The organism is Pseudomonas sp. DWRC2-2 (assembly GCF_049897885.1).
Lineage (GTDB): Bacteria > Pseudomonadota > Gammaproteobacteria > Pseudomonadales > Pseudomonadaceae > Aquipseudomonas > Aquipseudomonas azotoformans_A.
The window spans coordinates 1,275,397-1,299,496 of record NZ_JAFCXD010000002.1 but is presented as its reverse complement, the minus strand read 5'-3'; the positions used below and the strand labels follow the sequence as shown (position 1 = coordinate 1,299,496).

21 protein-coding genes and 1 pseudogene are annotated in these 24,100 nt (G+C 55.4%); 9 read left to right on the top strand and 13 right to left on the bottom strand.

The features are described 5' to 3' along the window. Nucleotide 1: 1 nt before the first annotated feature. The 3 genes from sdhA to sdhC are packed head-to-tail and all read right to left on the bottom strand — an operon-like array spanning nucleotide 2 to nucleotide 2,514. Nucleotides 2-1,774 (bottom strand): succinate dehydrogenase flavoprotein subunit, encoded by a 1,773-nt coding sequence (sdhA, locus tag ACP7EW_RS14590; RefSeq protein ID WP_016979563.1) that lies wholly within the window; start codon nucleotides 1,772-1,774, stop codon nucleotides 2-4. A gap of 3 nt (nucleotides 1,775-1,777) precedes the next feature. Further along, nucleotides 1,778-2,146, bottom strand: coding sequence for a succinate dehydrogenase, hydrophobic membrane anchor protein (gene sdhD / locus ACP7EW_RS14585; protein WP_016974690.1), 369 nt, complete (start codon nucleotides 2,144-2,146; stop codon nucleotides 1,778-1,780). Beyond that, nucleotides 2,140-2,514 (bottom strand): succinate dehydrogenase, cytochrome b556 subunit, encoded by a 375-nt coding sequence (sdhC, locus tag ACP7EW_RS14580; RefSeq protein ID WP_016979564.1) that lies wholly within the window; start codon nucleotides 2,512-2,514, stop codon nucleotides 2,140-2,142. Before sdhC ends, sdhD begins: the two co-directional genes overlap by 7 nt. Nucleotides 2,515-2,878: 364 nt before the next feature. Between sdhC and gltA the strand changes: the two genes are divergently transcribed. Then, the gene (gene gltA / locus ACP7EW_RS14575; RefSeq protein WP_078047629.1) at nucleotides 2,879-4,168 is read left to right on the top strand and encodes a citrate synthase; all 1,290 of its coding nucleotides are present in this window, start codon (nucleotides 2,879-2,881) and stop codon (nucleotides 4,166-4,168) included. A gap of 156 nt (nucleotides 4,169-4,324) precedes the next feature. On the opposite strand, the gene ACP7EW_RS14570 is transcribed toward gltA, so the two are convergent. The 3 genes from ACP7EW_RS14570 to ACP7EW_RS14560 all read right to left on the bottom strand — a co-directional run bounded on the left by ACP7EW_RS14570 (nucleotide 4,325) and on the right by ACP7EW_RS14560 (nucleotide 7,361). After that, nucleotides 4,325-5,983: a cation acetate symporter gene (locus tag ACP7EW_RS14570; RefSeq protein ID WP_038850336.1), complete on the bottom strand. Its 1,659-nt coding sequence runs from the start codon at nucleotides 5,981-5,983 to the stop codon at nucleotides 4,325-4,327. Beyond that, on the bottom strand, nucleotides 5,980-6,291 hold the full coding sequence (locus tag ACP7EW_RS14565) for a DUF485 domain-containing protein (RefSeq protein WP_016972153.1): 312 nt from the start codon (nucleotides 6,289-6,291) through the stop codon (nucleotides 5,980-5,982). The genes ACP7EW_RS14570 and ACP7EW_RS14565 overlap by 4 nt, the downstream gene beginning before the upstream one ends. A 218-nt stretch (nucleotides 6,292-6,509) precedes the next feature. After that, nucleotides 6,510-7,361, bottom strand: a complete 852-nt coding sequence (locus ACP7EW_RS14560; RefSeq protein ID WP_025857941.1) for a glycine betaine ABC transporter substrate-binding protein — start codon at nucleotides 7,359-7,361, stop codon at nucleotides 6,510-6,512. Between the two features lie 332 nt (nucleotides 7,362-7,693). On the opposite strand from ACP7EW_RS14560, the gene ACP7EW_RS14555 reads away from it, so the two are divergent. Beyond that, complete coding sequence (locus ACP7EW_RS14555; protein WP_426217890.1) at nucleotides 7,694-9,247, top strand: glycosyl hydrolase family 17 protein; 1,554 nt, start codon at nucleotides 7,694-7,696, stop codon at nucleotides 9,245-9,247. A 47-nt stretch (nucleotides 9,248-9,294) separates the two neighbouring features. Here ACP7EW_RS14555 and ACP7EW_RS14550 read toward each other — a convergent pair whose 3' ends face one another. Further along, the gene (locus ACP7EW_RS14550) at nucleotides 9,295-9,663 is read right to left on the bottom strand and encodes a hypothetical protein (protein ID WP_426217888.1); all 369 of its coding nucleotides are present in this window, start codon (nucleotides 9,661-9,663) and stop codon (nucleotides 9,295-9,297) included. Between the two features lie 236 nt (nucleotides 9,664-9,899). Here ACP7EW_RS14550 and ACP7EW_RS14545 point away from each other — a divergent pair, with 236 nt between their 5' ends. Together ACP7EW_RS14545 and ACP7EW_RS14540 are read left to right on the top strand one after the other, a co-directional pair. Beyond that, complete coding sequence (locus ACP7EW_RS14545; protein ID WP_033897629.1) at nucleotides 9,900-11,198, top strand: serine/threonine protein kinase; 1,299 nt, start codon at nucleotides 9,900-9,902, stop codon at nucleotides 11,196-11,198. Further along, complete coding sequence (locus ACP7EW_RS14540; protein ID WP_426217886.1) at nucleotides 11,191-11,979, top strand: MlaA family lipoprotein; 789 nt, start codon at nucleotides 11,191-11,193, stop codon at nucleotides 11,977-11,979. Before ACP7EW_RS14545 ends, ACP7EW_RS14540 begins: the two co-directional genes overlap by 8 nt. A gap of 52 nt (nucleotides 11,980-12,031) precedes the next feature. Here the strand turns inward: ACP7EW_RS14540 and ACP7EW_RS14535 are convergent. Further along, nucleotides 12,032-12,223 (bottom strand): annotated as a pseudogene (locus ACP7EW_RS14535) (DUF808 domain-containing protein); the annotation flags it as partial. A gap of 269 nt (nucleotides 12,224-12,492) precedes the next feature. Then, nucleotides 12,493-13,413, bottom strand: a complete 921-nt coding sequence (locus ACP7EW_RS14530) for a DUF808 domain-containing protein (protein ID WP_426217884.1) — start codon at nucleotides 13,411-13,413, stop codon at nucleotides 12,493-12,495. 701 nt (nucleotides 13,414-14,114) lie between these two features. Between ACP7EW_RS14530 and ACP7EW_RS14525 the strand changes: the two genes are divergently transcribed. Continuing rightward, the gene (locus tag ACP7EW_RS14525; protein WP_426217882.1) at nucleotides 14,115-14,756 is read left to right on the top strand and encodes a hypothetical protein; all 642 of its coding nucleotides are present in this window, start codon (nucleotides 14,115-14,117) and stop codon (nucleotides 14,754-14,756) included. 233 nt (nucleotides 14,757-14,989) lie between these two features. After that, nucleotides 14,990-15,538: a hypothetical protein gene (locus ACP7EW_RS14520; RefSeq protein ID WP_426217880.1), complete on the top strand. Its 549-nt coding sequence runs from the start codon at nucleotides 14,990-14,992 to the stop codon at nucleotides 15,536-15,538. A 28-nt stretch (nucleotides 15,539-15,566) separates the two neighbouring features. Here the strand turns inward: ACP7EW_RS14520 and ACP7EW_RS14515 are convergent, their stop codons facing one another. Continuing rightward, on the bottom strand, nucleotides 15,567-16,121 hold the full coding sequence (locus ACP7EW_RS14515; RefSeq protein ID WP_426217879.1) for a hypothetical protein: 555 nt from the start codon (nucleotides 16,119-16,121) through the stop codon (nucleotides 15,567-15,569). 816 nt (nucleotides 16,122-16,937) lie between these two features. On the opposite strand from ACP7EW_RS14515, the gene ACP7EW_RS14510 reads away from it, so the two are divergent. Together ACP7EW_RS14510 and ACP7EW_RS14505 are read left to right on the top strand one after the other, a co-directional pair. Continuing rightward, entirely contained in the window at nucleotides 16,938-17,267 is a 330-nt protein-coding gene (locus ACP7EW_RS14510) for a hypothetical protein (RefSeq protein ID WP_426217877.1), read from the top strand. Between the two features lie 75 nt (nucleotides 17,268-17,342). Then, nucleotides 17,343-18,197, top strand: a complete 855-nt coding sequence (locus tag ACP7EW_RS14505) for a hypothetical protein (protein WP_426217875.1) — start codon at nucleotides 17,343-17,345, stop codon at nucleotides 18,195-18,197. 47 nt (nucleotides 18,198-18,244) lie between these two features. Here the strand turns inward: ACP7EW_RS14505 and ACP7EW_RS14500 are convergent, their stop codons facing one another. Next, nucleotides 18,245-18,946, bottom strand: a complete 702-nt coding sequence (locus ACP7EW_RS14500; protein ID WP_426217873.1) for a DUF3223 domain-containing protein — start codon at nucleotides 18,944-18,946, stop codon at nucleotides 18,245-18,247. A gap of 235 nt (nucleotides 18,947-19,181) precedes the next feature. Here ACP7EW_RS14500 and ACP7EW_RS14495 point away from each other — a divergent pair, with 235 nt between their 5' ends. Next, nucleotides 19,182-22,148, top strand: coding sequence for a TrlF family AAA-like ATPase (locus ACP7EW_RS14495; RefSeq protein WP_426217871.1), 2,967 nt, complete (start codon nucleotides 19,182-19,184; stop codon nucleotides 22,146-22,148). A 145-nt stretch (nucleotides 22,149-22,293) separates the two neighbouring features. Here ACP7EW_RS14495 and ACP7EW_RS14490 read toward each other — a convergent pair whose 3' ends face one another. Together ACP7EW_RS14490 and ACP7EW_RS14485 are read right to left on the bottom strand one after the other, a co-directional pair. After that, nucleotides 22,294-23,361 carry a hypothetical protein gene (locus tag ACP7EW_RS14490; protein WP_426217868.1) on the bottom strand — a complete coding sequence of 356 codons (1,068 nt, stop codon included), beginning with the start codon at nucleotides 23,359-23,361 and terminating at the stop codon, nucleotides 22,294-22,296. Between the two features lie 62 nt (nucleotides 23,362-23,423). Further along, complete coding sequence (locus ACP7EW_RS14485) at nucleotides 23,424-23,792, bottom strand: histone-like nucleoid-structuring protein, MvaT/MvaU family (protein ID WP_426217866.1); 369 nt, start codon at nucleotides 23,790-23,792, stop codon at nucleotides 23,424-23,426. Nucleotides 23,793-24,100: the final 308 nt, after the last annotated feature.

Below are 24,100 nucleotides of genomic sequence, written 5' to 3'. Positions count from 1 at the left end.
CTTAGTAAGTCCGAATCTTCGGTTCAAACGTCGGAACCGTCTTCGGCGAGAAGTTCACGGCACGCTTGGTTACGCGCTTGTCACCCGGGAAGTACAGGGTGTGGCACAACCAGTTTTCGTCGTCGCGGTCTTCAAAGTCTTCACGGGCGTGGGCACCACGGGATTCTTTACGAACCTCGGCAGCGATTGCGGTCGCTTCAGCCACTTCCAGCAGGTTTTGCAGCTCAAGGGCTTCGATACGAGCGGTGTTGAACGCCTGGCTCTTATCGTTGATCTTGACGTTGGCGATGCGCTTGCGCAGATCAGCCAGCTGGGCGATGCCCTTCTGCATGTATTCGCCGGTACGGAACACACCGAAGTAGTTCTGCATGCAGCTTTGCAGCTCGCGACGCAGAGTAGCCACGTCTTCGCCGTCGGTGCGCTCGTTCAGAGCGTTCAGGCGAGCCAGGGCAGCTTCGATGTTGGCGTCGGTGGCGTCATCGTATTCGATGCCGTCGGTCAGCGCTTTTTCCAGGTGCAGGCCAGCAGCACGGCCGAATACCACCAGGTCGAGCAGCGAGTTGCCGCCCAGGCGGTTGGCACCGTGTACGGATACGCAAGCCACTTCGCCTACGGCGAACAGACCGTGGATGATTTCGTCCTGGCCTTCGGCGTTCTGGGTGATCGCCTGGCCGTGGATGTTGGTCGGCACGCCGCCCATCATATAGTGGCAAGTCGGAACAACCGGCACCGGAGCAACCACCGGGTCAACGTGAGCAAAGGTCTTGGACAGCTCGCAGATACCTGGCAAACGGCTGTGCAGCACTTCTTCGCCCAGGTGATCGAGCTTGAGCAGTACGTGGTCGCCATTCGGGCCACAGCCGTTACCGGCGATAATCTCTTTAACCATCGAACGGGCCACAACGTCACGGCCTGCAAGGTCTTTCGCGTTCGGAGCATAACGCTCCATGAAACGCTCGCCGTGCTTGTTGATCAGGTAACCACCTTCACCACGGCAACCTTCTGTAACCAGTACACCAGCGCCGGCAATACCGGTCGGGTGGAACTGCCACATTTCGATGTCTTGTACCGGTACGCCAGCACGCAGTGCCATGCCGACGCCGTCACCGGTGTTGATCAGGGCGTTGGTGGTGGAAGCGTAGATACGGCCTGCACCGCCCGTCGCCAGCACGGTAGCCTTGGCGCGGATGTAGGTGGTTTCACCGGTTTCGATGCAGATAGCGATCACACCGACGAATTCGCCCTGGGCGTTTTTCACCAGGTCGACAGCGTAGTACTCGTTCAGGAACGTGGTACCGGCTTTCAGGTTGCCCTGATAAAGGGTGTGTAACAGCGCGTGACCGGTACGGTCGGAAGCGGCGCAGGTACGGGCAGCCTGCCCGCCCTTACCGTAATCCTTCGATTGACCGCCGAATGGACGCTGGTAGATGCGGCCTTGCTCGGTACGGGAGAACGGCAGACCCATGTGGTCCAGTTCGAACACCGCGGCCGGGCCTTCCTGACACATGTATTCGATAGCGTCCTGGTCACCGATGTAGTCGGAACCCTTGACGGTATCGTACATGTGCCAGCGCCAGTCATCGTTCGGATCGGCAGAAGCGATGGCGCAGGTGATGCCACCCTGGGCCGACACGGTATGGGAACGGGTCGGGAACACTTTGGTGATCACGGCAGTCTTGTGACCGCCCTGGGCCAGCTGCAGCGCAGCGCGCATGCCAGCACCGCCGCCACCAATGATGATGGCGTCGAATGAAATAGTTGGAATGTTAGCCATGAATCAGATACCCCAAAGAATCTGCACACCCCAGACGAAGTAAGCGAACATCGCGACGCCGCAGACTGCCTGGAAGAGAAAACGTACTGCAGTCGCGGACTTGCCCAGCGCCATCGGCGTCAGGTAGTCGGTCGCGATGGTCCACATGCCGACCCAGGCGTGTGCGCCCAGGGCTACAAGGGCCAGCAGACTGAAGATTCGCATCGCATTGTGGGAAAACAGGCCATGCCATTGCTCATAGCTGATGCCTGGATTTGCGACGAGGTATCCGATCAGGAAAATGAAATAAGCCGCGAGAACGACCGCAGACACACGTTGTGCCATCCAGTCATAGAGGCCCGAACGCGAAAGGTTCGTAACGCTGGTTACCATATCCAAACTCCTGCCAGAACGATCAGCACCACGGAAATGGCGATGATGATTTTCGAGCCCAGGCGGCCGCCTTCCAGCGTCTCACCGATACCCGCATCCATGATCAAGTGGCGCACACCGGCTACCAGGTGATACAGCAGAGCGGACAGGAGGCCCCATGCTACGAACTTGGCCAGCGGGCTGGTCAAGCATGCCTTCACCTCGGCGTAACCTTCCTCGGAACCCAGGGATTTGCTCAATGCATAAAGCATGATGCCCAAGCCCAGGAACAGGATGATGCCGGAAACACGGTGCAGGAACGACGTAACGCCGGTGATGGGGAGTTTGATGGTCCTTAGGTCTAGGTTTACAGGTCGTTGGCTATTCACGGCTTTTTTTCACACTGAAGAGCCCCTAACAATCAGGGCAAAGTTGTTGGGGAGTGCACTGGTCAGGTAAGCACCACCCAGGGAGTGCGACCCCCAATGAAAGCAAGCCCAAAAGCCCTTGGCGGTCGGTGGCCGAGTATAGACAGTTAGGTTACTAATGACAACGCGCTCACCTCACCCTAATAGCGGATTGCGCTGACGGGATAAAAGGCGTAAATGGCAGTCAATTTCGAGGAAAAAGTACGGTTAAAGCCTTCTGGTGCAAGACTTTAGGCAAATTGACATCTGGATTTATATCAATATAGTGGTGCGGGCCCTGCGTGGGGGGTCTGTCTGATGATTTGAAGCATAAATAGGAGGCCACATGGCTGACAAAAAAGCGCAGTTGATCATCGAGGGCGCAGCCCCCGTCGAGCTGCCCATTTTAACCGGCACCGTTGGTCCCGATGTTATCGACGTACGGGGCCTGACGGCCACGGGCCGTTTCACATTCGACCCAGGCTTCATGTCGACCGCCTCTTGCGAGTCGAAGATCACCTATATCGATGGTGATAATGGCATTTTGCTGCATCGCGGCTACCCGATCGAGCAGCTTGCTGAACAGTCGGACTACCTGGAAACCTGCTACCTGCTGCTAAATGGCGAATTGCCAACAGCCGAGCAGAAAGCCCAGTTCGTCAGCACCGTGAAGAACCACACCATGGTTCACGAGCAGTTGAAGACCTTCTTCAACGGCTTCCGTCGCGACGCCCACCCGATGGCCGTCATGTGCGGTGTGGTCGGCGCCCTGTCGGCCTTCTATCACGACTCCCTCGACATCAATAACCCACAGCATCGCGAAATTTCCGCGATCCGCCTGGTTGCCAAGATGCCGACCCTGGCCGCAATGGTTTACAAGTACTCCATGGGCCAGCCCATGATGTACCCGCGCAACGACCTGACGTACGCGGAAAACTTCCTGCACATGATGTTCAACACGCCGTGCGAGATCAAACCGATCAGCCCGACACTGGCCAAGGCCATGGACCGGATCTTCATCCTCCACGCCGACCACGAACAGAACGCATCGACCTCTACCGTGCGCCTGGCGGGTTCTTCGGGTGCCAACCCGTTCGCCTGTATTGCCGCCGGTATCGCCGCACTGTGGGGCCCTGCCCACGGCGGTGCGAACGAAGCCGTATTGACCATGCTCGATGAAATCGGCGATGTGTCCAACATCGACAAGTTCATCGCCAAGGCCAAGGACAAGAACGATCCGTTCAAGTTGATGGGCTTCGGTCACCGGGTCTACAAGAACCGCGACCCGCGCGCCACTGTCATGAAGCAGACCTGCGACGAAGTGTTGAAGGAACTGGGCATCAAGAACGATCCGCAACTCGAACTGGCCATGCGCCTGGAAGAGATCGCCCTGACCGACCCGTACTTCATCGAACGCTCGCTGTACCCGAACGTCGACTTCTACTCGGGGATCATCCTCAAGGCGATCGGCATTCCAACCAGCATGTTCACCGTGATCTTCGCCCTGGCGCGGACCGTGGGCTGGATCTCCCACTGGAAAGAAATGCTCTCCAGCCCGTACAAGATTGGCCGCCCGCGCCAGCTGTACACCGGCTACGAGTCGCGTGACATTACCAAGCTGGAAGATCGCAAGTAAGCCTCGCTTAGTTGCACTGAAAACGGCCTCCCTTAGTGGAGTCCGTTTTTATTTGTGCAGGATTTGAGAAACAGTTTTGTCAGATCAATCTCTAATTTATAGACAAAAAAATACCCCGGCCTTTCGACCGGGGTATTTTCCTATCCAGCTATTACCTTAGTGAGACACCGCCCCACTCGATCCCAGGCCAGTCTGCGAACGCACAAACTGTGGGAAGTACAGCGCACGCTCTTTCTCTGCCGCCGCCGACTTGTCGGTGATGGAGAAGAACCAGATACCGACGAACGCAATGATCATCGAGAACAGCGCCGGGTACTCATAAGGGAAGATGGCTTTTTCATGGTGCAGGATCGACACCCAGATGGTCGGGCCCAGCACCATCAGGCCAACGGCACTGATCAAGCCCAACCAGCCACCAATCATCGCGCCACGGGTGGTGAGGTTTTTCCAGTACATGGAAAGCAGCAGCACCGGGAAGTTACAGCTGGCGGCAATGGAGAACGCCAGGCCAACCATGAACGCAATGTTCTGGCTTTCGAACAGGATACCCAGGCCGATAGCCAGCACGCCCAAGGCGACAGTGGTGATCTTCGAGACGCGAATCTCATCCTTGTCGTTGGCCTTGCCTTTCTTGATCACGCTGGCGTACAGGTCATGGGACACCGCCGACGCACCGGCCAGGGTCAAGCCGGCAACCACCGCGAGGATGGTGGCGAAGGCCACGGCCGAGATGAAGCCCAGGAAAATACTGCCACCCACCGCGTTGGCCAGGTGCACCGCCGCCATGTTGTTGCCGCCCAGCAAGGCGCCTGCGGCATCCTTGAACGCCGGGTTGGTGCTGACCAGCAGGATCGCGCCAAAGCCGATGATGAAGGTCAGGATGTAGAAGTAACCAATGAAACCGGTGGCGTAGAACACGCTTTTGCGGGCTTCTTTCGCGTCGCTGACGGTGAAGAAGCGCATCAGGATGTGTGGCAGGCCAGCCGTACCGAACATCAGCGCAAGCCCGAGGGAGAAGGCTGAAATCGGGTCTTTCACCAAGCCGCCGGGGCTCATGATCGCCTCACCTTTAGGGTGAACCTTGATCGCCTCGGAGAACAGGGCATTGAAGTCGAAGTTGACGTGCTTCATCACCATCAGTGCCATGAACGAGGCACCGGACAGCAACAGCACCGCCTTGATGATCTGTACCCAGGTGGTCGCCAGCATGCCGCCGAACAGGACATACATCACCATCAAGATACCGACCAGGATCACCGCAACATGATAGTCCAGGCCAAACAGCAGCTGAATCAGCTTGCCCGCACCCACCATCTGCGCGATCAGGTAGAACGCCACCACCACCAGCGAACCACAGGCCGAGAGGCTGCGGATCTGGGTCTGGCCCAGGCGATAGGACGCCACGTCGGCAAAGGTGTACTTGCCCAGGTTACGCAGGCGCTCGGCGATCAGGAACAGAATGATCGGCCAGCCCACCAGGAAGCCGATCGAGTAGATCAGGCCGTCATAACCGGAGGTGTAGACCAGCGCGGAAATCCCCAGGAAGGACGCCGCCGACATGTAGTCACCGGCAATCGCCAGGCCGTTCTGGAAACCGGTGATCTTGCCGCCGGCCGCATAGTAGTCGGCCGCCGATTTGTTACGCTTGGAAGCCCAGTAGGTGATGCACAGGGTGGCGCCGACAAACGCGACAAACATCACGATGGCCGAAACGTTCAGGGGTTGCTTGTGCACTTCACCGGTCAATGCGTCCGCAGCCCAAAGGGCCGGAGCAAAGAACGAAGCGCCGAGTAGTGTCAGTAGACGACCGATCATTGCGCAGCCTCCTTGAGAATCGCATTGTTCAGGTCGTCAAACTCTCCATTGGCCCGGCGCACGTAGATGCCGGTCAGGATGAAGGCAGACACAATCAGCCCGACGCCCAGGGGAATGCCCCAGGTAATCGACGAACCGGGGCTGAGCTTGGCCCCCAGTACTTGTGGCCCGTAGGCGATCAACAGGATGAAAGCGGAGTAAAGCCCTAGCATGATCGCCGAGAGAATCCAGGCGAACCTTTCCCTTTTTCTCACCAGCTCCTTGAAACGCGGGCTGTTTTGAATCGAGAGGTAAATGCTGTCGTTCATTGTTTTTATCCTCGCAGCACAGCTTTTTTATTATTGGAACGTATCCACTGTATGCGGCTGCCGTAGAGGTTCCAGACGACCTTAGTATTAGAACGACATCGGGGTTGCCGCCAGTTTTGCAGTGATTGAATTGACAGCCTCTGACCCAGAAACGACAAAGCCCGCCTGGCGAAAACGCCAGGCGGGCTTGCAAGGTACTGTTTAGACGCTTCGGGGGGTTATTTACCGGTCCACTCGGCGACACGCTCAGGGTGCTTGGCGACCCAATCCTTGGCGGCGGCATCAGGCTTGGCGCCTTCTTGAATCGCCAGCATGACTTCGCCGATTTCGTCCTTGGAGGCCCACTGGAATTTCTTCAGGAAGGCTGCGACTTCCGGCGCTTTCTTCTCCAGGCCCTTGCTGCCGATGCTGTTGACGGTTTCAGCAGCACCATAAATCCCTTTTGGATCGTCCAGGAAACGCAGTTTCCACTTGGCGAACATCCAGTGTGGCACCCAACCGGTGACCGCAATGGATTCCTGTTTGTCTTCGGCACGGGTCAACTCGGCGATCATCGCCGCGCCCGAACTGGCTTGCAGCTTGTAATCGAGGCCGTATTGCTTGATGGCTTCGTCGGTCTTGAGCATCACGCCAGAACCTGCGTCGATGCCGACGATCTTGTTCTTGAAGGTGGTGTCGGTCTTGAGGTCTTCGATGGACTTGGCTTTGACGTATTCCGGCACGATCAGGCCGATCTTCGCATCCTTGAAGTTGGGGCCGTAGTCGACCACCTTGTCCTTGTTCTTGGCCCAGTATTCACCGTGGGTGACCGGTAGCCAGGCGGAGAGCATGGCGTCGAGCTTGCCGGTGGCCACGCCCTGCCACATGATCCCGGTGGCGACGGCTTGCAGTTTCACGTCATAACCGAGCTTGGCCTTGATCACTTCTGCCGCCACGTGGGTGGTGGCCACGCTGTCGGACCAGCCGTCCACATAGCCGATGCTCAGGGTCTTGCTGTCGGCGCTGGCCAGTGTGGAGCTCATCGCAACTACCAGAGTGGCAGCTGCGCCCAAGAGTCGTCGCATCTTCATAGTACTTCCCCGAAAGTGCTGCGCCCGGCGGATGCCGAGCGACGTCAACCTGTTGTTATGTGGTGCACCGCGCCCCCTTCACGCGCATCGATCCGGTTGCAGTGACATCAGTGGAGTGCTGACACTTCGATCATCAACCTGCCGGGGCCTTCGACCTGCTCTGTCAGCGACCTCATACAAGCAGGAAACGACATCACATAGCCAGTAGGACGCTTTGTAGGATTTGACGTCAAAATCCCGCCCGAACTTTGCATGTCAAAATTATGCAGCCCCACTGGGACGGGGCAAATCCGGGTAAGATGCGCGCCTTTGCTCCTACAGTTAAGCCGACCATGCCCGCGACTGCCCGCTTCCCCGCCCTGCCCTATTTTTTCGCCTTGATCCTCGGCCTGCTGGCCCTGATCGGTTACTGGTATGGCCTCGGCCGGCCGGTGGTATTGCCCGACGTCGCCAGTGCCACGCACAAGATGCAGTGCGCGTCCTATACCCCTTTCGATAAAGACCAATCGCCGTTCGACCAGCCATTCACGCTGCGTCCGGAGCGCATGGACGCTGACCTCGCCCTGCTGGCGACCCGCTTCGAGTGCATCCGCACCTATTCCATGACCGGCCTGGAAGCCTTGCCGGATATGGCGCGCAAGCACGGGCTGAAGGTGATGGCCGGCGCCTGGGTCAGCAGTGACCCGGTCGCAACCCAAAAGGAAATCGACGAACTGATCGCCTCGGCCAACGCCCATCCGGACGTGGTGACCTCAGTGATCGTCGGCAACGAAGCGCTGCTGCGCAAGGAAGTCACCGCCGCACAGCTGGTGAAGCTGATCCAGACCGTCAAAAGCCAGATCAAGCAGCCGGTGACCTACGCGGACGTGTGGGAGTTCTGGCTGCAACACCCGGAAATCGCCCCGGCCGTGGATTTCCTCACCATCCACTTGTTGCCGTACTGGGAAGATGACCCGTCCGGCATCGACCAGGCCCTCAAGCACGTGGGCGATGTGCGCCAGACCTTCGGCAACAAGTTTGCCCCCAAGGACATCCTGATCGGTGAAACCGGCTGGCCAAGCGAAGGCCGCCAGCGTGAAACCGCCGTGCCGAGCCGGGTCAATGAAGCGAAATTCATGCGTGGTTTTGTCGCCATGGCTGAAGCCAATGGCTGGCACTACAACCTGATCGAAGCCTTTGACCAGCCGTGGAAACGTGCGAGCGAAGGCGCCGTGGGCGGTTACTGGGGCCTGTTCGATGCGGATCGTCAGGACAAGGGCATCCTCGCCGGGCCGGTGACCAATGTGCCGTACTGGCCGCTGTGGCTGGGCGTCGGCGGGATGATACTGCTGGGCACCCTGGCATTGGGGGGTCGCGTACGCAGCACGCGTGCCGCGCTTGCCCTGCCGTTGTTGGGCGCCGTTGCAGCCTGCTCCATTGGCACCTGGGCCGAGCTGACCCGCGTGACGGCGCGCTTCAATGATGAATGGGTGTGGGCAGGTTTGCTGCTGGTGTTGAACCTGCTGGTGCTGGCCCATGCGGCCTTGGCCTTGAGCCCACGGGAAGGTTGGCGTGAGCGGGCGTTCAACTGGCTGGAGCAACGCGCAGGCTGGTTGGTGGCGATCGCTGGGTTCGCGGGCGCGGTGATGATGCTGGCGTTGATGTTTGACCCGCGCTATCGCAGCTTCCCGAGCGCGGCGCTGGTGTTGCCGGCGTTGGTTTGCCTGGTGCGTCCAGTGACAGGACCGCGTCGGGAGATTGCGCTGCTGGCCTTTATCATCGGTGCGGGTATTGCGCCGCAGTTGTACCGTGAAGGCCTGTTGAATCAGCAGGCGTGGGGTTGGGCGGTGGTTAGCCTGCTGATGGTTGTGGCTTTGTGGCGGTGCTTGCGGGTGCGTAAGGCTTAAACCTAACCTGTGGCGAGGGAGCTTGCTCCCTCGCCACATAAGGATAATCAGGCAGCCCTAGGCTTACGTACCAACCGCAACCCCGCAATCACCACCGCAAACACCGCAAACGTGGTGTTGTACAACGCCAGCGCCGGCAACCCGAACACCATCCCCAGCACGGCCAACCCCCACCCCGCGCGACCCGGCACGAAAAACCCCAGCACCGCCGTGATCAACGCCGCCCAGCCCAACACCTTGAAGTGGATCATCAAGCCCAGGTTCGAGCGTAACTGGCATTCCCAGCGGCTGGCCTCATCCGCGCAGATGCCCACCCACTGGCCATCTTGCATAAAGCCATAGCGCGCGCCATAACTGGCGGCCAGCCACAGCGGCAGGGCAATAATCAGCAGAATCAACGGCAAACGACGGGACATGAGGCACTCCGATAGGCAAAAACGGCGCTCAGCTTAATGCGCCAGTGGGCGTTAGCAAGGTGCATACACACAATTAATGTTTACCTACACGTGTCAAAGTGTATCGTCTGGCTACTATTACCCCGATTCCGACGTTATTTTCCGACATTTCGTGCCGCGTGATGGCACTTCGGCGATAGGACGGCGGTCATAGCCTGCGAACTTCATCAAGCACGTTTCCTCCTAGGGATTAAGTCATGCTCCGTTCCTTGCGCTGTGCTGCCCTGCTGGGCAGCCTTTTTCTGAGTGCGTCAGCACTGGCCGTCGACATTGACCAAGCCAGCTATGGCTACCCTTTGACCAACCCGTTTGAAGCCACCATCGCCACCACCCCGCCTGACCTTCGGCCCAAATTGCCGAGTGATGACGAGATCAACCAGTCCGATTACACCCTGAACATGCGCCCCGAGCGCGAATTCAGCCTGCCGGACAATTTCTGGGCGGTGAAGAAACTCACCTACCGCATCGCCAAGCAAGATCGTGCCGCGCCGCTGATCTTCCTGATCGCGGGCACCGGTGCGCGCTTCGACAGCAGCATCAACGAATACCTGAAAAAGCTGTACTACCAGGCCGGCTACCACGTGGTGCAACTGTCGTCGCCCACCAGCTTCGACTTCATCAGCGCCGCCTCGCGCTTCGCCACGCCGGGGATCACCCAGGAAGACGCCGAAGACATGTACCGCGTGATGCAAGCCGTGCGCGCGCAGAACGCTTCGTTGCCGGTGACCGACTTCTACCTCACCGGCTACAGCCTCGGCGCCTTGGATGCGGCGTTCGTCAGCAAGCTCGACGAGACGCGCCGCAGCTTCAACTTCAAGAAAGTCTTGCTGCTGAACCCGCCAGTCAACCTCTACACCTCGATCACCAACCTCGACAAGCTGGTGCAGACCGAGGTGAAAGGCATCAACAACACCACCACCTTCTATGAGTTGGTGCTGAACAAGCTGACCCGCTACTTCCAGCAAAAGGGCTATATCGACCTGAACGATGCCCTGCTCTACGACTTCCAGCAATCCAAGCAGCACCTGACCAACGAACAGATGGCCATGCTGATCGGCACTTCGTTCCGTTTCTCGGCAGCTGACATCGCCTTCACCTCGGACCTGATCAACCGCCGCGGCCTGATCATCCCGCCCAAGTACCCGATCACCGAAAGCACCAGCCTGACGCCGTTCCTCAAGCGGGCGCTGCAGTGCGACTTCGACTGCTACCTCACCGAGCAGGTTATTCCGATGTGGCGCGCCCGCTCCGACGGCGGCAGCCTGTTGCAACTGGTCGACCAGGTCAGCCTGTATGCCCTCAAGGACTACCTGCACGCCAGCCCGAAAATCGCCGTGATGCACAACGCCGACGATGTGATCCTCGGCCCTGGCGACCTCGGTTTCCTGCGTAAAACCTTCGGCGATCGCTTGACCGTCTACCCGCTGGGCGGCCACTGCGGCAACCTCAATTACCGCGTCAACGCCGACGCCATGCTGGAGTTCTTCCGTGGCTAAATATCTTCTGCTGCTTGCCGCCTTGATGTGCGCAGGCGTGGCCAATGCCGACAACAGCAAGGCCCATGAACCCGTCAAGGTCGACTCCGATGGCTTCAAGGAACCGCTGACCAAGCTCAAGTTCAACCCGGGTCTGGACCAGCGCGAGTTCGAGCGGTCGTCGCTCACCGCGCTCAACGTGTATGACCCACTGGAGTCGTGGAACCGTCGCGTGTACCACTTCAACTACCGCTTCGACCAATGGGTGTTCCTGCCGGTGGTCGACGGCTACCGTTACGTCACCCCGAGTTTCCTGCGCACCGGCGTGAGCAACTTCTTCAACAACCTGGGCGATGTGCCCAACCTGTTGAACAGCCTGCTGCAACTCAAGGGCCATCGTTCCCTGGAAACCACTGGCCGCCTGCTGGTCAACACCACTATCGGCATCGCCGGCCTGTGGGACCCGGCAACCGCCATGGGCCTGCCGCGCCAGAGCGAAGACTTTGGCCAGACCCTGGGCTTCTACGGCGTGCCCGGCGGCGCGTACCTGGTGCTGCCGATCTTCGGCCCATCGAACCTGCGCGACACCGGTGGTTTGCTGGTCGACTACACCGCCGAAACCCAGATCAACTTCCTCAACGTGGCCGAAGTCAGCTCCAACCACCCGGAAATCTGGGCGTTGCGTGCGGTGGACAAGCGCTACCAGACCAGCTTCCGTTATGGTCAGATGAACTCGCCATTTGAGTACGAAAAGGTGCGCTACATCTACACGGAATCGCGCAAGTTGCAGATCGCCGAGTAAACGCCCACAAAAAAGGCCATTCGATTGAATGGCCTTTTTTGTTGCCGCGCGATCAGGCCTTCGCGGTCTTCCAGAGCTTGCCCACCCCGCTGACCAGCGCCAGCACCGCGGCCCCGGCAATGATCCCCGCCACGCCATTGAGCAGCGTCGGCACCAACCACGCCACCCCGCCTGCGCCTTGGCTGACCGTCTCGATCCAATGATGCACCACAGGCACGCCATGGGTGAGAATCCCGCCGCCTACACAGTCGCCATGTATACGGATATGGACACCACAAAGTCCTTTAAATTCAGCATATTGAAAACACCTAGCCGTGTCCACATGGACATCACTAAAATGGACATTCCTACGTCAAATCCGCTATTGAGCGGCTCATCCGCAGCACAGCTCGGGCGGCCATGCATTATCGGGCAGACACCTGTGGAGCCGAGAATCACCCGCTAGTGAGCCACGATAGACAATAATCGATATCTCAAAAACGGCATAGAAATGACCGTCAGGCATTAGCGTGATCAATTCGCCCCCAGTTCGCGGAACCTTGAAACACCGCTGATAGTGACTGCAGCTAAAAAGCCAGCCATGAGGCCTACTACTCCGAAAAATGCAATTTTAAGAGTCGATCCCCATCCAGCACTTGCCGTAACTGTCGCCTCGATAGCATGCTCAAGGGGAGGTATGCCTTCAGCTACAAATGTCCCTCCGACAAGAAACATTGCAAATGTTCCAATCCATGATAACGCTTTCATCAGAAACGGAGCCGCCGACACCAAAACCTGACCAAACTTTTTGATCACTTTCCCCCACACTCCTCGGGCCTTCGATTTCGCAAGGGCGAGCCCGGCGTCATCAAGTCGGACAATGCCTGCGACCAACCCGTAAACGCCTATCGTCATCGCTAGGGCAATAACTATCAACGTCAAAATCTGCTGATATAAGGGAGCATCTGCAACGACATTCAACGTAATTACTATTATTTCAGCACTCAAAATAAAGTCAGTTTTTATCGCACCTTTGATCTTGCGGCTTTCATAATCAGCAAGCTCTTCTGCGTTTTTAGGCATGTAACTCTTGCCCAGCTCTTTTTCACCATGCTCCGCGCGTGAAAATTTAGCTTTAATCGCCTCATACCCCTCGTAGCAAAGGTAGACCCCTCCTGCCAACAGAAGCCACTTGATTGCTACCGGCAGCAGAGCACTCAAGAGAAGTGCACTCGGGACTAAAATTGCTTTATTTTTTAGGGATCCTTTAAATACAGCCCAGACCACAGGAAGTTCACGATCCGCCTTCATACCAGTGACCTGCTCAGCGTTTACTGCCAAGTCATCGCTGAGCACGCTCGCCGATTTTTTAGCGGCCACCTTGCTCATTACAGAAATATCATCTAACAGCACCGCGATATCATCCAACAACGCAAAAAAACTGCTACCAGCCATTTCATTCCACCCTTGGTATATTTTCACAATTCATGGATTAACTAACTGCCGCCATCAAGGCCAAAGCCAATCCCAATGGTTGCATGATAGTCGACACGATGGCATACATGTTCTAAGCGTGCAAAAAATCTTATCCTTGACCCATAGCGCCGCTTAGCGCACGCGACTTAAACAACAAACTTCGCTTGAACGCACGACCGGGTTAATCCTTCGATCTAGCTCTCCTGCCTCACGGCAATAGACAACTACGCACCTACAATCTAATTACTTTCCCACCCTAAAAAACCACAGTAGAAAACATACAAACAATCATTTAATTATACCTAAAACAACTCATTTCACCTCCCACCCAGACATATCATAAATTTAAAAAATTCCAGAAACTAGCAGACAACCCCCACACAAACTTGAAGCTCAGCCAGGAATCAAGAAGTCTTCTGACACTAGCGCTTAAAATTTCTTACAAGTACCAAAAAACTTACTTTAACCCTCTCACCAACCGCACCTCAAAGTATGCTCGGAGCATACTCTTATAATAAATTGGACAGCCTCCATATTTCACGTGCTAGGATTGGCTAATCGGTCAGCCTGGGTCGAGCGGTCGGCACGCAACGGTAACTCACAGGTTCATCACCCCGCTCTGTGCAACTCATTTAACATTAGTCATTGCGGGCAGCCGACACCGCCAAGGCCATTGGAGAATGACCCTGCGAGTACCAATTTTTTCGAAAGATCTCGAATCTGGTAAAGGTGTTTTGCGTTTAGCGAGATGCCTTCAACGTGACTGGCCTGGAAAAAACCAGATCAAGCTAAGCACCGCCCAAAACCTGATGAGCAGATGCCTTGGTTATGTGGATTTTCATGACGTCAGGGTGAGTGCAGACTGTGCCGATCCTGTATTCCCTTCTTTGGAAGATGTGCAAGCACAGAGCTTTGCGACCATCAAAACTGAAATAGCTAAATATTATCGACCAGCAGACATTAGCGATGAAGATATTTACGCACGAATCTGCAAGTGGCCTTTCATACATCTCCATGCTTTCCGCACGCTGTCAGGTGGTTCAGGCGTGAAGCTATCTGAAGAAGCACTTCAGTTATCTAAAAAAACCACCCTCCACTACAGGACATTAGTCTCTACTACTGCGTTGGATGCAAACGACGTTAAAACCATCTTTGAGCGAGTGAGGTCTGCTTTCGGTCATAACTCCAAAGAATTGACAATGAGCTATATTAAAAAACCGATTGGTTACTGCCGGAGTTATGACGACATACCCACGACATCAACCCCCCTCACCGAATGCCCTAACTGTGGGCCTGCCAGCTTTAATATTTCAAAAGGTTGAGTGTGAGCTATATCCCGCCTTAAAAATAATCGTGGCCTGCGGATTCCGTTTTCCCGATAATTGTTCAAGGCACCGCTTGACGAGATGGCAGTTCCTACCGTCAAGCGGAGACCTGAACTATTACACGATTATGAAGCCCGCCGCAGGTACATCGCTCCCGGCGCTCACTACCCAATCGTATAGCAAGCTTCGCAGAAGCGAAGCGTTATACAGCCATAGGAGATACATGCCCCATGCGATGGTTGACTAAGTTCCTCACTGCTATGTGGACGTGGTGTTCTGAAGAAAAGCGCTCCGAGCATGAAGAACTGAAAGAGCAGTCTTTCATCGAAGCCGCAAACAAACTTAAGACACTTCGAGTGACCGAACGTGGCGGAATGTCTATTGATCCGGAAGAGATTCGCGACCAAATTTTGGATAGCCGGGAAGCCTTAAAGCGCCTGGTGGCTCCGTCACATAGAAGGCCTGCGAATGCGCAACCGGAGCCCGACAAAGACACAAAGAATACTAGCGAAATCGGCGCCAGTGATTACGTTCAAATAATCTCTTGGCGGCGCCTACCCTCGAATACAGCGATCCGTTATGTTTGCCTCCAAGGCTTGAACACAGAAAAGTTCGCCATCGCAGTCACTGATTACTTTTCTGGCGACGAAAAGTTTTTATACGCTAATTCGCTCGAGCATAGGATTGCACAGAGACTAAAGACAACTGATTGTGTCGATCCGTTGCTATGGTTCGACTCACTCAGGGAAGCGATGGACGCTCACGATGCCAGTATTTAGAGCATCGACCATGTAGGCTCTCCAGCACCTAACCTCCAGCAGCTGCCTTTTCTGCTGCCTCAAGTAAACCTACTCGAGGATACTGTTTTGGATGCTGCTGGCTAACTTCAAGTAGCTTCTCTTGCAACCAAGATGCATCCAGCGCTGAAAATGAGAAGCCCATCCACTCGAACTGAAGTTCGAAGCCGCCCTCCTCAATGGTTCGAACCGCAACAAGGATGCCTGCGCCGACGGCACCGTCAAGAAACTCAAGGTTAGCATTCTCAACATGTACAGCACCTTCCGCGCTGAACTGCCATGCGCCGCACGACAATCGGTACTTTCTGTTGAGCAAACCTTCTTCACGCACCGCGGCCGTAACGCTTTCTACACCTGTTTGCTCCGCGATTGCCAAAGCTTCGGACAAGCAAAAGGCGATCTCTCCCGCGACCTCTGCACTGACGTCCACCCCTTCAGACTCAAATTCAATTCTCGCGCCTCTCCTGTCAGTGCCTGCAACACGGCATTCATAGAACTCATCGAACTCCCGACCTCGCCAGCACAGGAAGTCGCGCTTGAAACCAATTCTTTCCAACATCTGCATTTACCTTTTCAGCTAAATACAAACAAAAACGGTTTCTCGCTCCAAAAACTTTAGTGGAAACAAAAAATAATTTTGACGACGTTCCATATCAACTCTCGAACCCGGAAGACCGTTTATGCTGTGCGCGCCCTTCGGGGCGGCTGTCGTGAACCGAGCCGCTCGCCGCGTCTCGGCCCGATGGGCTTCCATCCTCGCGCCTCGGCCTGGCGGCCTGCGCGCTCCGCTTGCCAGTTGCATCTGACTCCGATGTTGGAAGGTTTCAACCTAGAAGAATCAGTGTGACCGCCGGCCGAATCCGCCTTCACCACGGAGCTGCTCTTCGACGAACTCGATCGACGAATCCAGCTCGTACTGTATCTCTTCGAAGACTGAGTCGAGTCCAGGATGACTGCCTGATGCTCGTAGCTCAGCCACCAACCGAGAAAGCTCTCGCCCCGTGGCCATAGGCATCCGGACATTACAGTAGACGGTGTCCTTGGTGTCTCGAGTCATAGAGCCTCCTGTTTGCTTCCGATGATAGCTCACCGTAATGGGAAGTCGTATTCGTGGGGCTGGGGCGCCCAAGGTACGGCTGTCATGCACCAAGCCGCCTGACGGCGTCTCGGCCCTGCGGGTTTCCATCCTCGCCTCTACGGCTATGCCTGCGCGCTCCGCTTGCCGATTGGATCAGATACCACACCACCGTCGCTGATGAGCTTGTAACGCTGGACTTAGAGACCCTTGACGATGGAAGATGGCCTTACGCCATAGGGATCGCAAGAGGCATTCCTTGGTAAATCCAACTGTTTACGCAAGGTCTGCACAGTGATCAGAGCAATGATGTCCCTCGACTTAAAGACTGCCTCGACAGCCCAGCGGAATGACTTCGACGCCAGACTCAAGGAACGGGGATGGGTCAAACTAAGCGGTGTCGATACTGTGTGGTGTGGCCGATTTGGCCAAATTGCTAACAACGAGGATGGGATCAAGGAGGTTCGTAACCACATTGCGCGGGCAGTGAAGGATGCTGCAGCAGTAGGCAAAGTTGAGCAGGTTAAGTACGTCGCACAGATTTCAAACGAGGCCGCGATCGGCCGGATCGTCTGGAAAAAAGGAGGCGAGTACGCACATCGCCATTACGATCCCTACACCGCCGAAGTTGAATAACGGGCGCGTTAACCAATGAATTCACAAGCTAACGCTTCGCGTCCGACTCGCACTCATCACCGTCAGCATCCTGGTATGAAAAATTTTGAGAAGTACGCTGAGCGTATGAAGCTCAATGACGTGAACTCTGTGGCGCGTCGGCAGATGTGGCCGGCCATGGTGAAGCGGATCCAAGCAGTCTTTGATGAGATTGAAAACTCACCGCTTGCCAGTCATTTCGGCTCTTTCTTCCTGCACCCGGTCGTTCCAGACGCTTACCGGCATTTGCCTGAAGGCCGATATCTTGCCCAATTGCAGTTGACGTGTGGGTTCCGGCTGTTAGGCCTCGATACGCTGGAAAAAGGCGACGAGCACCCCCAAGGCGTCGCCAAAACGCTCCTCGAAATAGACGCTGCCATGTGGTTCAACCAATCTCCCTCGGGAGCTGTCACGGTTTTCATGGCACCCTATCGTTCAGCAGTGCTGAAAATGAACGAAGAGAACATCATTCTGGGGCTGTACGCGAGCCCTGAGAAGCTGACCGACAAGCTGATCAGGGAGCTGTTCTCCACGTTCTTCAGGTATCTCTCCATTACGAGCGCTCACCACCAGCAGAGCGTGATGGACTACGGCTGGAGGCTGTGGCTGATTTACAAAGATGCCAGGACGAAAAAACACGAAGGGTTCGTCAAAACGCTAGAACGACTTCTCATGGCTGCGGGCGCAGCAGCCTGTATTTGGGTGATATTCCCCTCCACTACGGGCTCTGGGGCTAACACAAACATCGCGCCAGCGCAGCACTCACCCGCCGAGGTGGCCCCGCATAGCGGTCGAGTATTAACTCAGCCTGAACGCCTCTGTGCAGGCACCTGGTTGGAACTTGCGCAGCCTCGGCAGGAGGATGCCCCACCCTGCTCTCCCACTACGCCCACTCGGATTCCCTATCGATGAGCTCACCTTGCAATTCAAGAGGCTCGCGCCCGCATGCCGCCAGCTCCTCACAGGGGGGTGTATAGCTGCGCCCAAGGTATGGATGGTTTGGATAGCTTGAGGTTACCGGTCTTCGAGAGGATCCTCAGCTGTGCGTGCTTCAGGTGATAATTTTCCCAGGATATGCGCAGGTTCGCGTCCTCCAGAAAGGCGACCACACCATCACGCGATCCCACGACCACGCCGAGCGGATTGATTTGGTTTGCCTGACAAAAACTGAAAAGCAACTGATCAAAAGTGTTGGGGGCCAGGTGATCTACGGCCACGTTATGTCGCCCCAGTGATTCTCCTGTCACCGGACACGAAGCAGCACCGAGCAACCCTTGGTCTCGGAAAAGTCGGATCTGTTCTGTGATTGCGGTGCGAGCACCTGCGCGAAAGTCGAAGAGCTTTTGGGGCTGACGCTCTTTTGCTCGAGTGCTAGGGATGAGCTTCACCGCGTGCGTGAAGCCAATGTCAATTTCCGTATCGCAATGCCGGCGGAGCATAAAGCAGCGAGTACCGTGAGATGTCATCTGGGTGGTGATGCACTTGACGCCCTCTCCGGCTTTCTCCGCCCATTCATCGTGGTGCTGGAAAAGTCCGTACAGAAAATCAGAATCAGTGTCACTCACCAACGTGCTGTCAGGCGTCCTAGCCAGAATCTCTCGGCAGCGATCTTTGACTCCGTCCTTCGTTGCAAACCATTCATCATTGATCAGATATGGCACCGTCTGCCCTCAGGTAATGTCTCTCGCAAGTTATTCCAGCCCATCTCCATCTGCACCGCAACTGGATCGTTGGCGATTTGTCCGCCATTAGATAAGGGCACTCGCCCCATCGGGTGCAGATTGACATAGCTGACCGAATCCAAAATAGTGGCACGGTGACAGCTCATGCTCGCGCTCCGCCTGTTCGGGCGTCGTTACCGCAATGTGTCTCCCATCTGCCTACTAGGATGTAAATATGCAGACTGAACCAAAGCCTCTTTCCTCTGGATCTCGCTGGCTTCGATGGGATCCCCACGTACACGCACCAGGCACGTTGTTCAACGATCAGTTCAGAGGTGATTGGGAGGGATATCTAAAAGCCCTTGAAGACGCCCTTCCCGCCATCAGCGCGATCGCGGTGACGGATTACTACCTGCTTGATACCTACAGACAGCTAATTGAGCACAAGCAAGCGGGTAGGCTTGCAAGCTGCGAACTTCTCTTTCCCAATGTCGAAATTCGCTTCGATGTAGGAACTGCAAAATCCTGGATCAACGCCCACCTATTGGTGTGTCCCGATGAAGAAAATCACCTAGAAGAGCTTGAGCGCTTTCTTGCCTCGCTTACTTTCAAGGCTTTCGACGATGAGTTCAGGTGCACCCCAAGCGATTTGAGAAGGCTTGGAAGACGAGCGAACCCTGACATCCAAGATGACCAAGCGGCCCTGCGCCATGGTGCTGAGCGCTTCAAGGTTTCGTTTCAGGAGCTGAAGGACAAGCACAAAAACAGCCAGTGGGCACAAGCCAACCTCATCATCGCAGTCGCGGCAAAGGAGAATGACGGTACCTCCGCACTGAAAGAGGGTGCAGATGAGGTTTTGCGCCAGGAAATTGAGCGGTTCGCGCATGTCATTTTTGCCTCCAACCCGAACCAAAGGGATTTTTGGCTAGGTAGAAAAGCTTTATCCGCGGAGAGCTTGGTTGAGCGGTACAACGGCCTAAAGCCGTGCTTGCATGGCAGCGATGCCCATCAAACTGCCAAGACTGGAGCGCCTGATGGGAAGAGATTTAGCTGGCTCAAGGGAAGCCCTACCTTCGATACGCTTCGTCAGGCTTGTATCGATCCGGCAGGCAGGGCTTTCATTGGAGAGGAACCACCGCCTTACGGGAATGCTTCCGAGGTCATCTCCCAAATCGATATAACCAATGCACCATGGCTCAAGACACCATCCCTGGCTCTGAACCCAGGCCTGATTGCCGTGGTAGGCGCAAGAGGCTCAGGAAAGACCGCACTGGCTGACATCTTGGCGGCAGGCTGTGACGCACGGGGCAACGCAATTACAGGGCACTCGTTCTTAGTGAGAGCCCAAGACCACCTACAAAATGCTGAAGTGAATATCACCTGGTGCAACGGTGACACGCAGGCCAGCCCGCTCAATCAGACGACTGACGATGAGTTCGTGTACCCAAGAGCTCGATATCTGTCGCAGCAGTTCGTGGAGGAGCTTTGCTCAGCCGACGGTATGACGGACGGCCTCCTGGCAGAGGTCGAGCGGGTAATTTACGAGTCGCACTCCCCCACTGAACGTGAGGGTGCCATCAGCTTCAATGACCTGAGAGACATCCGTTCTGAGCGATATCGAGAGGCTAGGCGGCGGGAGGAGGAATCACTCGGCAGCCTGTCAGAGAGAATCAACACCGAACTCGAAAAACGCAGCCTCGTGCCCCAGCTGACTACGCAGGTGCAGGAAAAAGATTCGCTGGTCAAACGGCTAACCGAAGACAGAAGCAAGCTTGTCGCGAAGGGCTCAGAGGTCAGGCTGTCCAGACTGCAGTTACTGACCGCCGCCTCAGAAAAGGTTGCCGGCTATGTGAGGTATTACAAAGCCCAAGAGCAGCAGATTCTTCTGATGCAGGATGAGGTCAACAATGTTCGCCAGGTCGTGGCGCCCAGTGATCTAAGAGACATCCAAGCACGCCATACCAAAAGTGGTCTGGGGAATGATGAGTGGAGTGCTTTCTTCAGGGACTACGAAGGCGACGTCGGAGCCATCCTATCGAATATGCTGCTCAAGGCTCAAAAGAACAGAGACGCATGGATCGGAACCCCACCGGCTCCGAACGAAGACGCTCAACAGGCGTTTATCGCTGAAGGCGCCAAGCTTGAAGAATGCAATCTCTCGTTGCTGCAGGCAGAAATTGATCGACTCCAGCAGTTGGTCAGCGTCGACCAAGACACCGCCAAGCGATTCAAAGAGCTATCAACAAAAATAACCACGGAAACTGAGCTATTGCGGGCCAGCAGGGAGAAGTTAACCGACCATGTCGGGGCCTCCCAACGTCTCGAAGTCTTGGTGAGTGAACGGTGCGATTCATACAAGCGCGTTTTCTCTGCCCTCATTGCTGAGGAGCAAGTTCTCCAGGAGCTCTACTCGCCCATCAAACAGCGCCTGGAAAGCGCCCAAGGAACTCTCAACAAGCTTTCTTTCTCGGTAGCCCGAACTGTCGACATTGAGGCATGGTCAGCCGAGGGTGAGTCCTTGCTCAACCTCTCTAAAAAGGGCCCTTTCAGAGGCCGGGGTACCTTGCGCGAAAAAGTGCTCGAGTCGCTGAATACTCCCTGGCTCTACGGGGATGACGAGACCGTGCTAGCTGCGCTGAGAGAGTTTATTAGGAACTACCATGAACAGCTCGTTGAGCATGCGCCAGTAGCTACATCGGATCTGGCAGAGTATCGGCGGTGGACGAAACGCTTAGCCCAATGGCTCTACGGTACTGACCACATTTCTGTACGTTATGCCATAAATTACGACGGCGTCGAAATCCAAAAGCTCTCTCCTGGCACCAGAGGAATTGTGCTGTTGCTGCTTTACCTTTCGCTTGATGCGAAAGACAGCCGGCCACTGATCATTGATCAGCCAGAAGAAAACCTCGACCCCAAGTCAATCTACAACGATCTCGTCCCACTGTTCATGGCCGCCAAGTCGACTCGACAAGTGATTATGGTGACCCACAATGCCAACCTGGTCGTGAACACGGATGCCGACCAAATCATCATCGCTGAATGCGGCCCTCATAGTAACGGGCAGTTGCCTCCTATCACCTACTTATCGGGCGGACTGGAGGACAGGTTGATCCGTGAGCGGGTATGCGAGATTCTCGAAGGTGGTGAGACCGCGTTTAAGGAGCGTGCTCGTCGACTGCGGGTTCGGCTGTCTAGGTGATGTTCCAAGTCGCCGCTCGATGACGGGTTATACCAGCGAGCGGCGGCTTGGGCACTTAGGCCCAGAGGGCTTTTAAAGCTTGGAAACTCAACAAAAAGTTAGTACGTCGGGCAGGCCATTGGGTCATTGCCCCCAGCACTACTAATCAGCCATTCATTAGGCTTTCCAGCTCTGCGACCTCGTCCTGATGCAGACCTGGAAGAAAATACATCATGTCAAAATGTAGAACGCCAGGCTGGTCGTCAACCATCATGAATTTGTTCATGTCATTCCACAGATAGATAAGATCTTTGTCTGCAGTCACGAAGAACACATTCTCCCCATGGTTCCTAATCTCGCTCAGAAATAGGATTAGGGAATATATATCTAAAGCGCCATTGAACGAGTTCCCCCGCGCGAGGAAGTCTGGTTTGTTGAACTTCAGGAGCCTCAACGTCGGATTATGCTTTTCCACGCTGATCGCCTTGAACACAATGGCCGCAAATATTAGGTGTACCTCTTTGACGTTTGCGGCTCTCGCTAGACCCACGACCTCCTTGAAACTCGTTAAGGTTTGATCAAAGTTCTCCCCCGATTCGTATCTCCGGTACATTTCGTCAATAAACTCGAGTATTTCGTCTAATCCTTGGAAGAACGCTGAGCTAGCTCTATGCAATTGAGGCAGTGAGTCAGCAGTAGCCCTGATCGTAAGATTTGGGACTCGCTCCTGCATCTTGCTTGTGAAAAACCCAAGCTCCTCCTGCATCTCCTCCAGAGAGGGCAGCCGCTTATCAAATCGATTATTACCTTCAAGGAGAATAGGCTTAGGGTCGATCGTGATTTCTCTCTTCTGGAAGAGGTCAACCACTACCTGGATCGAGTTCTCTACTGGAGCTCCACTTTTGTCGATGTGCTTTTTGATCGTGCCGAACGCATTTTTATCAAAAAGCACGATAGCGCCATTAGGGATAAAGGCTAGCGGTCGCCACCCACCAGGAGCCAAGGCAACTGCATCTCCCTTCGAATGTATAAACCGAGCAGGTATTTCAGAATATTCTTTGAAATCCTTTTTTCCATCCATTTCATATGAGACGTTTCTGGCTTTGAGTTTGATCTCCACCCCTGCATCATAGCCAACGTAATCTTGCCAGTTAAAATCAATAAAATCTGACGCGGCGAAACTGGCATAGATAGTTTCAGCAATTCTGAACCAGAAGACGTCGTTACTTGACATGAAACTATCCTTTTTCTCATTAAAAAGGCCCCGCGGGGCCTTTAGTTTTCATTCAAACTGTCTTACTTTGCCAGCCAGCTCTCGACCTTGTCGGCGCCGTACTCGGCTTTCCATTCTTTCAGAATTTTATGGTTACCGCCTTTCGTTTCGACGACTTCACCAGAGTGCGGATTCTTGTACACCTTAACGGAGCGAGCCTTCCGAATGCCTTTGGTCTCTGCAGCTGCAGGGATACGGCGGGTAGCGGACTGAGGGTCGAGGATGGCGACGATATTGCGAAGGCTGTAACCGTACTCGCCCAACAGAGTGCGGAGCTTCTGCTCGAACTCGATCTCACGTTTTAGGCCATCATCGTTTTTCAGGGATTCAAGCTCTGCCAGTTGGGCAGCAAGCTGTTGCTCGAGGGCACGAAATTCAGCAAGGCGGGACATGTAACACCTCAGATAATTAGTGATGGCAGTATAGTCAGCAGCACCCTAGGTGAACAGGTCGGGAGGGCGTTATGAATCTGGCCCTTCATGAGGCTATTCCGTTAAGTCGTAGCAGATAGCATGACGGTGGCGCCCTCCCTCCCCCCAATCGCTTAGAACACAAAGCACACGCTGAAGTGTGAGTGAGCCGTGCAGCCATCCTATTTGTGAGTCACCCGCGCAGCTCGGTGTTCTAGAAGATGCTGCATCTCACTCTCCCATACCTCGAGGAATTTCTCCCAGTCATGAGCGTACGGCCCATCCGATAC